This window comes from Butyrivibrio proteoclasticus P6B7 (assembly GCF_000622085.1).
GTDB lineage: Bacteria > Bacillota > Clostridia > Lachnospirales > Lachnospiraceae > Butyrivibrio > Butyrivibrio proteoclasticus_A.
In genome coordinates this window covers 17,909-32,704 of record NZ_JHWL01000028.1, presented here as the reverse complement: position 1 = coordinate 32,704, position 14,796 = coordinate 17,909, and the positions used below count along the sequence as shown (strand labels likewise).

General features: G+C 36.7%; 7 protein-coding genes. All 7 read right to left on the bottom strand.

Annotation, left to right across the window (positions count from 1 at the left end):
- Window positions 1–97: 97 nt before the first annotated feature.
- A complete protein-coding gene (locus T541_RS19730) occupies window positions 98–2,623 on the bottom strand; it encodes a restriction endonuclease-like protein (RefSeq protein ID WP_051538268.1) in 2,526 nt (841 codons plus the stop codon).
- Complete coding sequence (locus tag T541_RS19725) at window positions 2,598–4,100, bottom strand: McrB family protein (RefSeq protein WP_051538267.1); 1,503 nt, start codon at window positions 4,098–4,100, stop codon at window positions 2,598–2,600. The genes T541_RS19730 and T541_RS19725 overlap by 26 nt, the downstream gene beginning before the upstream one ends.
- 53 nt (window positions 4,101–4,153) lie before the next feature.
- Entirely contained in the window at window positions 4,154–4,600 is a 447-nt protein-coding gene (locus tag T541_RS0114035) for a very short patch repair endonuclease (RefSeq protein ID WP_026653309.1), read from the bottom strand.
- 96 nt (window positions 4,601–4,696) lie between these two features.
- On the bottom strand, window positions 4,697–5,749 hold the full coding sequence (locus tag T541_RS0114030) for a hypothetical protein (protein ID WP_026653308.1): 1,053 nt from the start codon (window positions 5,747–5,749) through the stop codon (window positions 4,697–4,699).
- A gap of 3 nt (window positions 5,750–5,752) precedes the next feature.
- A complete protein-coding gene (locus T541_RS20810; protein WP_155839531.1) occupies window positions 5,753–11,317 on the bottom strand; it encodes a hypothetical protein in 5,565 nt (1,854 codons plus the stop codon).
- Window positions 11,318–11,327: 10 nt separating this feature from the next.
- Window positions 11,328–12,194: a hypothetical protein gene (locus T541_RS0114020; RefSeq protein ID WP_026653307.1), complete on the bottom strand. Its 867-nt coding sequence runs from the start codon at window positions 12,192–12,194 to the stop codon at window positions 11,328–11,330.
- On the bottom strand, window positions 12,187–14,763 hold the full coding sequence (locus T541_RS0114015; RefSeq protein WP_026653306.1) for a hypothetical protein: 2,577 nt from the start codon (window positions 14,761–14,763) through the stop codon (window positions 12,187–12,189). The genes T541_RS0114020 and T541_RS0114015 overlap by 8 nt, the downstream gene beginning before the upstream one ends.
- Window positions 14,764–14,796 lie beyond the last annotated feature (33 nt).

The window sequence follows — 14,796 nt, the reverse complement described above, 5'->3', positions numbered from 1 at the left end:
ACATAAATTTACGCAATAGAAAAGGTTACGAATCGTAACTTTTCAGTTTCGTTTCGTAACCTCATTATACCATTGTTAACTGTAGCTGTACGTAACTTCATTGTTCATTGTTTGTTTTGTTTATTCTAGTCGCATATTGCAGCAATCTAAACATTTGTGCCGGCCTTCTTGAGAAATCTGTCAACTGTATCCTTTCTACAATCTTATCATCCTTAAAAGCCAAAATCTCTCCTCCAGCAAATACGAACTTACAGTCTCCTCTATCAAATCCTATATTTGTCTCTCCTTCACTTATTTCCGCCTTATTGGCAGATCTTTTTAGTTCATGATAAAACCGATATTCATCTTCGGTTCTAAATTGTAATTCCGGTACTATTTCACTATGTTCTAACAAAAACATATTGGTAAAATCAACTACAAAACCTGATTCTTTTGGATAAATTGGCTTGCCGGTTTCGTTTATTTTAGTAATATCTTCCCAGCTTTTTACAGAAATGCGATAATATATTTCCTCCGGATTATTCCGGGTCATAGGAACCTCTGTAATGCTCTTTCTTTTCACCCTTGAAAAACCAATAACTTCACCAAAATACCGAATTTCCCCATTATTATCAAACTTTGAATTGGTCTGATACAAGGCAACATAATGGATAGGAAGTCGATTTCTTCCAACCCGTTTCTCTGGCACATAATAAAACTTGCCTTCAAAACACTTGTCGTATTGCTGGGTAGATCTGAATGTCCCTATCAAAACATCACGCCTACTCCAATCAACTTTAGCCAACTTTTCTTCTATTCCTATTGGCAATGAAGACCGCTCAAATGCGGACTCCTTAGAATCATTGATTAACTCCGCTAATAACTTCTGCACAAGCTTTGTTGCACCAGGAAGGAACGGAAGTCCACCAATGTTGACGGACTCAATGCTTCTATAAAACTTATGTCCGCATACCTTTTTTCCATTTTCCAAATGCTCGTATGTTGAATATTTTTCCTCCTCATCATATGGAAATAAGATATAGGCACCAAACATGGTCTTTTCAAAAATGTACCTTGATTGCGGGTTCTCATAAACAATAGAGTCTCTATAGCGATGCATGGTATTTATATCATCGACTTTAGGTCCGGGATTCACATCCGGATAGTATATTCCATCAGGTTGCTGCTCTATTCGATACTTCGCATCAAAAACATATTTATATCGGATGCTTGTACCTGCCTTTTCTAGTTCCAAGACATTATCTGGCTTCTGGTTAACTGTCTGAGTTTTCGTTTCACCCGGATTATATGTAAGTGTTATCACCTCTTCTGTATCTGGATTAACAAATCTAGCCTCCGACTTTTCGCCTTTAACAAGAGTTACGGTTATTCCGTTATTATCAATCTTAATAATATCAGGAGTCTTAAGGTCGTACTCTTTTTTCAACATACTAAACAGTTTAATAAAACACCAATATTCATAGAGTTGTGCGGTATCTTTAGGTGACATCTTAAACACATCTCCATTCACAGATAAACTCTTCTGTAAAATTACATAGTACTTATACAACTCTCTATATCCAGGAGCCATCCCGAACACAAGTGACATACTTTGCTCCCCAGAATATTCTGCCACCTCATTGAGAAATGATAAATTCAATGCCCGTCTCACTTCCCGTATCATGTTGTCTGCTTCGGAAATAATGTGCTTCTCTGCCTGCTTGGCAGAATCAATATATCTTCTCTTAAATTGTTCAAGTTTTTTTACTGTTGACCGTAAAACAAATTTAACAAATCTATTCTCGTTCGTATCATAGGTAACTCTCTTTTTGGCTGAAAGTACATACTCCAAAGAAATGCCATTAGCATCAGCCAATATCTGATCTGAATGCTTAACGATCCATTTTTCAGAAACTCTATCTATCCTTTTAGCTTTATGTTCCGGAACAATACTGTGTTCTGTTACCAGTTTGTGATTTGGCGCTGCTGTGATACGATTCACAGCATTCAAAAAATCCTTAAAAATTGCTGACAGTATCTGAAAGTATACGGATAACAGCGAGCTATTAGTCGCTCCAGATCCAAAAGTCCGATATGTTTTTCTCATAAAATCCAATGCAACTTCGCATACCATTTCAGATATATCTTCAATCATAAGATTATAATCATCTTTATAAGATATCTTTGAAGGGAATACTTCTATACGCAGAGACAATACCTTCTGAACATCTGAGAAAAAAACAAAATCTGTGTATCCTACAGTATTACCAAAATTAATTACCCCTGAAAGCAATGTGTCATCGCCATCTCTTACAATTCCCACGCTTTCTTGTATGGAATGATTCTCATTGAAAAAAGAAATTCTCTTTCCTTTTGTGCTACTTATTACAAGCTCATAATCTGTTTGCTCAAAAAACAAAGGTTTAGTTGCCTGTACAATCCTTAAATGCTCATTCTTTTCATATACAAGTTTATCAGCATTGGGTTTTAAAAATAAGCTGGATATGCCATACCCTTCCACGACAACAGAAGAAGATTCTGGAAAATCATTATCTTTCCATTTCTTCTTTGACTTAATGACAATATTTACTTCTTCTGTACTAATTTCTAATAGCTTATCAGAGCCAGTAGGAAGTAAAGCCATCCTCTTCAAATCTCCTCATCATGTAGCATACTTTCTCCGCAGATCGCATGTAAATTGCACCATTTTTATTAAGATAATCTCTCATCTGCATCCATATTTGATCCTGACTGAAAGAGGAATAATCTCCCGCACACTTTTTAAACAAATCCTCAAGTAAATCCTTTATTCCTCCGCTACTTCCCTGTATTCTAGGCAGTATTTTCTGCATAATCTCAAAGTCCATTGCATCTTCATACTCTAAAAGTTTGAATTCATCATTATTAAGCATGTAGAAAACAATTTCATCTCTCACTCTGTATCCAACATGTGCATTTGCCTTTTTCAACTTCAAATTAAACGCCTCAAGTTCTGTGCATATCTGGGTCACCAACGCTTCCTGGCTTTCTGCAGTGTCGGATAGAAGAGTTATATACTTTGTTTTCAAAAAGCTATTGCCCAATTTAATTGGAGAAACATCACTTATCTTATTTTCAAATGATGGAATCAAATTGACATCTGAAAACTCTATAGTATTAGCTCTGTCTAATACTTTTTTACTAAATGGATAAGTAGTTTCATCCATATTAACCGTCCCAACGAGGTATAAATTCTCTGGCAAGTATATGTTTTTATACTTTTCATCTTCGGCGCCAGTACTGATTTGACTGGTTATTATTTCACCGTTGTTAAACCTTCTTGTTTCAATTATTGAAAGGTAATCACTAAAATAATGCTCTACTCTTGCAAGGTTCATCTCATCAAGACATAAAATATAAGGCGTATCCAAATGACTCTTTGCTTCTACGATGTAATCAATTATCGCGCCTGGTACAAAATCCCCTCTTAAATTCTTATGTCCAAAGAGATCTGATGAATCCGACCAGTCCGGACGTACAGAAACAAGTTTATATTCTGCTCCAATTGCTTCAGCGAATAGCTTAACCAGCTTTGTTTTTCCAGTACCACTTGTTCCCGCAAGAAGTACAAAAGGCTTTGATTTTAAACAAAGATAAAAATTTTCAATCAATCCGTCATCATACATGAATCCACTAGATTTAATGTATTCTATTATGTGATTAACTTGTTGATTTAGTTCATTCATATCTGAATCGCCTGTATTATTAAATGCTGGTGCACCATCCAAATGGTGTTTTTCTTTAACCTTCTCCAGTTCACTAATCAAAGCTTTCCTTGATTTTGATTTGGCAAAAGCCATACCACCTTTATAAGCGTTATTTCCGGCCTCCATTCCATACTCTGAAGAAATATGATCCACATAGTATACAAGAAGATCACTATTCTGATTCCATGTAGACCCCTTTCCACTTATAAGTTCCTTAACCAGACCTATATAGAATTCTGCTGAAGATTCTGCAATAGCGGTATCATATTGGTCCATAATCTTCCCTACAGCGTCTTTCATGGTAAGATCTTTGCTATATACCCTCTTCCCTAGAGAATATAAATCTTCAATAAGCTCTGTAGTCATTTTGCTCATATTATCGCTTGCCTCCGTAACAACTGTAGATTACCTCTAAAAATATATTTTACCTACTCTTCATTGTATTCTGCTATTTGTTTGTCTAATATAGTTTCCTCAATAACCTTTATACATTCATCAATATTTTTCCTGATATCAGTTCCCCAGAATCTGATTACAGTCCATCCCTCAAATTGGAGCTTCTTGTTGACATCTTCATCCCTTTGCCTATTTTTCGAGATTTTGTTTATCCAAAACTCACTATTATTGCTTTTTTCAAGTTTAGGCCTCAATACCTCCCAATCCTTCCCATGAAAAAATTCGCCATCACAAAATATAGCTATTTTATATTTCGTGATAGCGATATCAGGATTTCTAGGCAACATCTTATAGTTCTTCCTATATCGATACCCTTTGCTCCATAACTCTTTTCTCAGAAGCATCTCAATCTTGGTGTCCTTCGAATGAATATGCCTCATATTTTTACTTCGTTGTTCTTCAGAAAGTACATCAGACATTGTTGTACCAACCTATAAATTGTTATAATTCTACAACTCACACAAACACAGTAGTAGCAAAGCAACAATCCTGGCTACGACTTCATTCTCCCAGACTTATAACAATTGTTTTATCTCTTCAAATGTCAGCGTTGCCAAATGTGAAAGCTTATTTCTTGCCTCTTTGAATCTCTTTAACTTCTCATATTCGCTCTGATTTAATACTAATGTTCCACTTCCAGCCATATAAATCAATGTTCCCAGTTCAACATCTTTAGGATCACTATATATTTCTCCATATGGTGCCTGAATAGGAAGCTGCTTGGAAATAGCATTTGCATGTCTTTGAACAAATTCTTCGCGATACTCCTCCAAGTGAGGATATATCGCTTTTATCTGTGCCAACCATATCAAGTGGTTAACCTCTTCCTGCGTCATTTCATAAGAATACTCTGATCCATCGCTCCTAACTTTTGATTCTAATACGGTTCTTATGTAAGCATGCGGATCTTTTAAAAATTCCTTATATCCCATGACACAATCAGCGCAAAGTTCTATATCATTCCCAGCCGTATTGGTCACAAGCTCAACAAGATAGTTCTTTAGAAAAATGTCTTCTTTTATTGAGGAAGATGCCAACACTGCAAAAGCCAGTCTATCGTACTCACCTATATAGTCATCAAAGGAGTATACTTTAATACCTTTCTTTACCGGCACTTGTCCTTCATCAGCCCATTCCAAAATGAACACGGCCTTATTGCTATTCTTGCCCCGTTCTTTTATGTATTCTGATGCGAACGACATCCATTTTTCCAGACATTCTTCTCCATCAATCTCAATCCATAGATATCTGTCATGAAGGACTATATCTTCGCTCTCCGCAAAAAACTTTGAATATCCCTTTGATGGTCTATATTCTGCACGCTTCTCCTTTTTGCAAAACTCATTAAGAAGGTATTCTCCTGGATTTGTAACAGCAGGGACTTCTACAAACTTTTTTTCAGAGTTCTGAAGCTTTACAGCCTCTTTAACACTGTCTTCAAAACACTCTCGCCACGGCATACTTGATGAATACTTGAGGAGAACACTCTTCTCCTCAAGCAAACTTTTCTTTATTTCAGAAACATACTGGACTGCATTGGTAACTTGGTTCCACCAAATGTTCATCATGGCTTATTCCTCCATATACTCAACAAGTTTGTCATCAACTTCAGAACTTGTTCCCATCATCTGGAAGAATGAATATCTGGTAAAGAGATAATGATCACTGTCGGTTCCTCTAAGGACGTTCAATTCTTTAAGCTCTTCCATGAAAGCTGTCAATTTATTATTGTCCAAGTTAGCTATCTTAGCAATTCCGAGTTCCTTACCTGCACTCTTGATATCTTCAGCCAAATATCCATCAACACTTTCTCTATTGTGATACATATATGCCATAAGAAGTGCTATCAAGTAATAATAATTATCTTCATCAAGCTTAAGGGTAATAATAAACTTCTCCTTAATCTGTTCCATAAACTCAGGATCAGCTAAAACCTTCTTTATATGCTCTTCACTGATTTCATAGATAGGTGTATCAGCTTCTGTATACCCTGCATAATCCTTGCTTCTCATTGAAGAAAGCAGTTTTGCGCAATACATCTGAATCAAACCAGGGAAATAGTTGGTAGAAGCAAGTATCAGTGTAATAAGGGATTCATTATCCTTAGGAAACTCTAATCCCAAATAATGTAGTGGCACCTCCATCAACTCTCTAGCCTCATTCGTCTGGAATGGTTTTACTGTCATAGCTTCCAAATGAGTAAGAACACTATTATTTCCAAGGGCAGCATCCCTCTTAAATCGGACAATATTTCTTAATCCGGCTATAACAAATTTAAACCTGCCTTCACCTATACTCTGTATTTCTTTTAAAGCATCAAACGGTCTGTAGCTGATTGCCTCACAGCTCTCGATAAAGGCATCTGCCTCATCAAGAAGTAGCAGCAGATATGGTATCCTGTTTTTATCACTTTGCAATCTTTTACGAATTGCACGTGATAATTCATCCCAATCTGTAGTTTCAATGTCCTGCTCTAATACACCTTCATCATATAGCGCATGGCCTATCTTTTTGGCTGCATCTTTGTAGTCCAGATACTTAACATCAATCAGAACGGCTCTATTTCCGTTTTCATCCTGATCAATATCAGATTTTGCCTTTTTCAACAAAGCAGATTTACCAAGCTGACGTCCACCATAAACTATGTTGGCACCTGTAGGAGACTCGATGCTCTCCAACTCATGCTTTCGTCCCATGAATATTTCAGGCGGCATAACATTTGAAGACTCCCAAACATATGGCTGGTAGTATCCAAACGGAACAATTAGTGACATCAGCATTCTGGTTGCTTTGGTCTCATCGTAATTCTTTACCATGTACATCATTACTGTACGGTCTATTACAACAAAAAGCTTATCTCCTAATTCTGACTTACTCTTTCTAGCCAATATTCGTCTCTCAGGCTTATCAAGCGCAAAGTCTAGCAGGATCATTGTATGCTTAGCATTTCCAATCTGCTTCATAACATCAATAAGCGTCTGTGCTTCATACTTACCATTAAGGCAGACTACCCTGAAGCCATCTCTCGATGCCGCTGATCCAAATGCAGCAATGGGATGTGTATAGTTTTCTCTCTTACCACCTTTTGCTGCAATAGTCTTTACATTATAGTTTTCAAAACGTCCTATCGGAGACATCTGCTGTACAGAGCTATCATCTACATTAAAGCCGAAGCCTGATAACAATCCGAGCAATCTTTCCTTGCCAAGATTACTTCCTCCCGGAAGCCAGTTGTCTGCAAGACGACGACCTCCTCTTTCTCCTTTATTACGCGTTCTATAACTTACGAGTGTTGCAAAACTTGAATTTCCTGTTACAGGCTTATAATAATCAGAATAGTCTTCAAGGAAATCCTTTAAGAAATGCTCTTCAATAATATTTTCATAATCATCATCTACCTGTGATGCACGAGCAAGAAGATCCTCTGCAACAGTGTAATTCTGATTATTGATAGCAATCTGTATCTTAGTGATTTTCTTTTCTTTCTCTTCTGTAGACAATCCAGAAATCACAGTATCTTTGAATGCCTCAAGTTGTGCAAGCAAATCCTTTTCCCTTGACTTGGCCTGTCTCTTAATTTCTTCTAAATATGCGTTCATAACTTTGGCAAAGAAACCATAGTTCGAACTTACACATGCCCACTGATACCATACATCCACAATCTGAAGAATCTTCTCTTTTTTGTCCTCAGATGAATTGGAATTATCAATCTGGCCAGAAACATATGCCAACTCAAGATCTCCAATGAACTGCGTTTTCCTTAAATCAGCAGTTTCTTTCACATACTCTTCGCCATCATTTATATTCTGATTAAATCCATCAACTATGAAATCCGGCGCAGTTTCTCTAAGATACTGAATTATCAGCCTAGCGCTACCATAGTCATCACCACCATCTTCCAAAATCTCCTTCAGTCGATTAACTGGTTCAACTGGCTTGGCTTTCGCAAACTCCAAAATACGATACTCTGGTTGCAGCTCTTTAATATCTGATAACCTAGTATCCAAATCCGGGCAGAAATTGTCATCCAGAAGAATATGATCCGTCATCAAAAAAGGCGTATAGAAAAATCTATGTTCATATTCCTCATATGTCCCATTTATGCAGCGTGACAATTCATCTAACGATGATCTTATTGCTTCAAGACCTGCAAGCTTATCCTCTTCAAAGGATTTGCTCTCAATATCCTTAGTGATAGCATTCATTGCATCTTCAATGTCTGCCAGAAGAGGCTTTCTGATTTTCTTGTATGCTATAGAACTACTATCCTCAGTCTGATCATTTGACATTTCAACGAGATTGCACCAGCGTATCATTATCTCGAGCGCTTTTGTTGTTACATTAACAATATTGCTTCTCAAATGGCTCATGAGATCAGCTCTGATTCGATACATCATCTTATCACCAGCTTTATCCCAATATTCCATTATAAAATCCCACAATAAGTCTGCATCAATATTGTTTTCAGATAGTGTATTTCCCTCTTTGATGAACTTTTCTTGAAGGAATTCAACAACAAGTGGCTGCAATTCCTTATCATTATCCACCACTATCTTAATGTTTTGACCAATCTCACTTCCTTTATCCAACAAAAGTTTCTTTGTCTCAAGGAAACGTCTCTGACTTGCCTTCTCTGACTTTTTTGCTATGATTGTGCTCTCATAGAACAATTTCGCATCTTGCTGAACTTTTTTAATCTCACCATCAAGCTGTGCAATACTCTTGGCATGATAGTCTGCATAATAATCCATTCCTCTGTTCTGTTCATCTTTAAACTCAACCAATTTATATAAGACACTACTCAGAGCAGGGTATTCATCTATTACTTCATATGCCTTGATTGCATCATAAACCCCTTTGATATTATAGTCGTAGCGAACCTGGTTAGAGAAAAATGTCCTCATTCCGATAGCAGTCATAAGAGACTCGGAGAAATAGTTATGAACATCCGGAACCATGTCAAAGACAGTATTTGCAGAATAAACGCAATGTCTCATAGGGTCATTAAAAGCAAATGCCAGTAATTCATATAAATAGTTATATTTAGAATCCTTATTTGCAATTGACTTTGCATAGGCTGTTGTGCAGTAATACTTTCTGCTCAATATGAATCTATAAACTATCTTTTCTGCATTGTCTGAATCCTTACTATCATCATTTTCAACAGATAATACTTCGGATTTTATTTCAGAAGGCTTCTTTACTGCATCATCCGCACTAATCACTTCCTCAGGTGCAGTATCATGTTTTTCAATATCTGACTCTTCTGTTAAACCGTCTGAATCATTCTCTTCCTCTTGATTCTTTGCAATGTTCCATAATCTCTCAGCACTTATTTCCTCATTTGTAGAGAAAGCTTTAAAGACCTCCTCATCTGCTCCATAAATATATGCAACAGAGGCATCTATTCCATCTATATTCTGATCAGATACAATCTTTGCAATTGAACGGCCTTTTTCTACATTTGCTGCAGCAAATATTATTCGAGACACTTCCATTCCTTGGCCGGCAAATTCTTTTATAGCCTCCAAAACCAAATCACATTCACTATATTCAGTCCAGAATGCTCCAACAATAATGTTGCATTTTGCCTTTAAATTAGCATCATATGACATATAGGCGAATGATTCAGTGAATACCCTGTTTTGAGCCGAAAATGATTTAATATCATTCTCATAGTACCCGTCATTATCATGCATATACAGTTTTAACATCGCGACTCTTGCAGCTGCACTCGATGCTCGATCTTCAATTGTCTCTCCAAACTCCTCTACACGATGCTGCCTGATTTCGACAAATTTGCTAGCTTCTTTGTAAGTAAGAGCCTTTTCTAATCGCATTGTTGAACAGTAAAAGTCACCAACCGGATTGAGTTTATATTTTCGCAAATAGCCCTTACGTAAAAGGAACTCCATGCTCGCCTCAGCAATATTCTCAGGAATATTAAATCTCTTTTCCATTAATTCAGGAGATATATATGGAAATTTATCAACCATCTGAATGATGCTCTTAAGGGCTTTGACATTACCCTTTCTTAAATCACCAGTAAATACACTTGCTGATAATTTCTTCGATTCAGCATCGCTCTTATCACAAGACAATAATCCGAAATCTTTTTCTTCAAGCGCTATTCCTTCATTTTTCGCAGCCAAAGTAAACGCAGATTCTACCTTTTGTTCTTCTGCGATGTCATCTTTCTTGTGCTCTATCTCTTCACTAACCACTTCATCATTCTCAGTTGATTCGAATGTAGCAACATCTATTGAATCATCTTTTCCAGAGTCTTCAGAGGCTTGTTGAATAGCAGATGTATCCTTCACTTCCTTTGCTAAATCTTGCTCATCACTCTGCTCATCTTCATTATCATCGACATTATCCGGTATAAAATAACTCTTTCCTGATAATCCACGGGTAATCCTTGATGGATAGCTATAATGCTCCTCAAGTGAATCGAGAATATCAGTTCCCTCGTCAGTATTTAAATCCTCATACTCCAAAGCTTTCATGAACAGCTGTGGACCAGCTATTTCTTCGCTTATCTCATCAACAGAATTAACTTCTCCAGAATTGATCCTTTCCAGTAATGCTTCTGCATCTTTCTGAAATGGCTCCAAAGCCAGAGCAAGCTTAGATACAAGTGACTGAACAGAAATATATCTCTTCAATTGTTTTTTTACATCATTGAGCTGACTCTTTAGAACTGCAGATTTACTATTCTTTAGTGCTTCACAATAGTCATAAAAAGAACTGTTACTATCAGGTAATTCTTCATCATCCAGTTCTTTCTCGGCAAATTCGCATACAGTCTCATATTTTTCGCACAAGCGATCGATTATTTCATCAAACTCCTGGCGTTCTATTGTACTTGGAACTTTTCCTTCGGAAATCAAGGCAAGCATACTTTCAAGCTTGCTCTTTGAATTTTCTGCCAATCTGTTAAACTCTGCCAAAAAAGCCTCAACATTAAGAACACCACCATCTTTTATATCAATCCTTTCCTCAACATCAGGAAGCCTTTCTATTTGGTGGGTTAAATTGACACAATCATTCTCTGATAATAGCTCTTTATTTGTTAATTTTTCTTTGATAGCTACTACATCCTCTTTTATATTGTCATACTGTGTTTTCTTAGCCATAGCCATACCCCTATTTAATAATTTCATATCTGATATTTGATAATGCTTTTGTATTGAGGCCCTCTCCTTCTAAAAGAGCCCTTCCATCCTCTGAACTATTTAGAATTATAATTTGATCAACAAGGCCAGAATTGGCTATTCCTTTTAACTTGGAAATATGTTCATCAATTTTTTCATCAAATATTCCAGCAAAAACATAATTTACATCTGCAGAACCATCTACTTCACACCCAAACACCATATCCTTAGAATTATCCAGTGAAAAAATTATATGCTCGGCATTCCCCCTTAACCTTTTAAAATACTCATTTATCATTTCTACTCGCCTAACATATAAATTGCTCCACTTGAATGATTCATTGACAACCGCTTGAGGAATGACAGAAGTCGACAAATCCTTGCGGATTTTGGAAAATAGCTTTTTGCTTTTTAGTGTCTTCTCGCCCTTATTACTTAAAACATAATAATGCGTCTCCTTTGAACCTGTGACTATCTCATCCAAATAACCTTCATCAACAAGAAGACTATCCTTTCCATCACTTAATTCAGTATCATTAACTGGTATCATTTTTTCCCAGCCTATTCTAACGAGCTGCTTTAAATACTCTTTCTTTTCTAATAGCTCAGATATAATTTCTTCTTCATCGAATTTCCTTTCAGAATTATCCTTAACCTTGGAAAATGCCTGCATTTTCCGCGCCTTAAAGCCAATCAATGAATCCAGATACTTATTCAGCATGTAGAGAGCATCTGCTTTTTCCGGATCTCCAGGAATCACACCTTCATCAAATTTCTTTATAATTGCATCAAGGCTTTCAATGAGTTGCATTATCATCTCATCGTTTTCCTGGCGGAATATTTCTGCTTGATTATTCATAATAATATAAACCTCCCATCGCTCTAGTACATGCTACGACCTTTTGATTCTTTGTCATTCCATTTGCATATACAAATACTTCTGGGAACTCCAATCCTTTAGCGGCATATATTGAGTAACATTCTTTTACATCATCCTCTGGCTTATCAGATGTAGTATCAAGATATACGATGTTGCCCAGGTCTAATCCAGTGTTCTTGCAAAGCTTTTCAAAGGCTTCCTTGTCCTTAACAATTATAACCAGATTCTTGTTAACAATAACGTCGCGCGCTTCATTCCAATCAGAAATAACAACTGGATTTTGGCTTTTCTTAACCTTACCCAGGTAATTCATCTTTACGCCAAACTGCTTATTGCAGAAGTCTACTATTGCAGCTGTATTTCTGTAGTTTGTTTCCAGTGGATAGATCTTCTCTATACCAGTTTGAGCCTTCCAATCACTTATTCCGCATGATGCATGTAAAACCTGATCTACGTCTCCAAAAATATTAAACACAGCCTTTGGATATAATCCATGTAGAATATCATAATCTGCTCTATGAAGATCTTGACCTTCATCTATGCAAATCAGATTGAATTGAGGCAAACTAAAGCTGGGATGAAGCTTCATATATATCCTTATATAGAACAGTAAATCTGCCTTATACAGAATCCTACTCTCTTTGCGTTTTCCGTCTGCCAGTTCTTCAATCTCCATAGTTTGAATGCTGTATTTTTCTTTAACTGGAGCTAATGCGTTCCAAACCTCTTTCTCAAAGACAGTGCTTTCAATACGTGATAGGAAATATCTTGCCTGCTGCATCTCTGATCGCAACAATGTGCTCTTTGCTTCTTGTCCATCATATTCATTAGCAGCATTCCTTAGCCAATCAGCATATTCTTCCATTTTTGTAGAGATTTCTTCTACTTCAACACCTAAATTCTTAATATTCTCATTTATCTCTTCTTGGCGCTTTTGATATCTTGTGATTACATTCTTAGGCTTTTTATCTCTTGTTATGTCCTGAATCTCATTATTGGCAAGGCCAATCAGTTCATCATAATAATCAAGTTCTTCTAAATAAGCAGAATAACTATTTCCTTCAGTCAGATCTTTTACAACAAAAATCTGTTTCGCATATTTTGCAGGTGCCTGTAAGTCAGTGCCTCTATCAACTTTCCTGCTTATAGCTTCAAGTTCTGCGATAGCATTGCTAACCTGCTTCTCTCTTAAATCTATCCACTCTTGTTTTTCTTTTTCAATATCTTCAAGACTCTGGATGGCCTTTGCAAGCTCTTCCTGATTATTTATATTCCTGGCCAGTTCATCTTTATTTCTCTGAAGTTTTCTTTGCGTTGATTCTAATGATTTAACGAGTTTTTCATACTCTGATCGCTTATTTTGGTACTCCTCGTTTTCTTGAAGAGACTTTTCTCTCTCATCAAATACAGTTATAGCTTCATCTAACTCTTTTACAATATCGCTGATTACACTTGATGATATTCTTGCTGGAACCTCGATTCCAAGTGCATCACACCCAGCCTTGACATAACTATTTATAGCTTTATCTATTTCAGTTTCAATACCATTAACATTTGCCTCATCATAGATTTCATGCAAGTATTCATCGGGAAGATACTCCTCCGTCGTCTGAAAAACGTATTGACGATCCATGAAACGATCATCATATTTTCCCAGCATTTCTATGTACAAATCTGAGATGGAACAGTCATTAATACTAGTTAACTGATACCTCTTCATCAGTCCTGATGAATAATGTCTGAAAAGCTTTGACGGGGTAATAAGCAAAACTTTGTCCCAACCATCTTTAGCCAACACTGCTCTAAAGAAGAACAGCCTATGAATCAAACACTGCGATTTACCTGATCCAGCACATCCTTGAACAACAAAGCTCTCACTGACATCCGATCCAATAATCTCAAACTGTTGAAGTTGCAGCGTAGATATGATATTTCTAAGTGAAGGGTCACTACGATTCTCATCAAGCCTCGACTCCAGCAACTCATCTGCAGTAACCTGTGTCGTCTCTGGTTTTGGATAATACTGATTAACATTCCTAAGTACTCTGCTCTCAATATCGGTATCGCAGATTAATTGAGCAATAAAGCTAAATACTTCATCGTTAACTTTGTATGATGCCCTTTTTCCATTTTTTGCTTGGTAACATGAGAACAAAGCTCCAGATATAGGCCTTCTATCATCCTGTTTAAATGGCAATAACATTCCACCATTTTTTATTGGAACGGATTCATCCAATGTCTCACAATCAGATAAAAAATAATCATCTTCGTATCCGTCGCCATCATACTTTACCTTAACATGCGCAAAGTAAGGCCTATCATACAGCATTCCCACCAAGCGTTCCGTTTTATGTCTTTTTTCCCTCGCTCCAGCCAGTTGCGAATTTGGTACAAAAGCATCCTGATCTTCAAACGCTCCATGATCTAATGTTTTCTTTGCAGAATTAACATCTCCAGCCGCTTCCTCTTTGCGTCTGTCTAATTCCCCATATACTTTTTCTTTAAGTTTTTCTTCATCCCTAAATAGATTAACCTGCGTAACCGCCATTATCAAAATACCTCATGTTTTTATCACAGCACC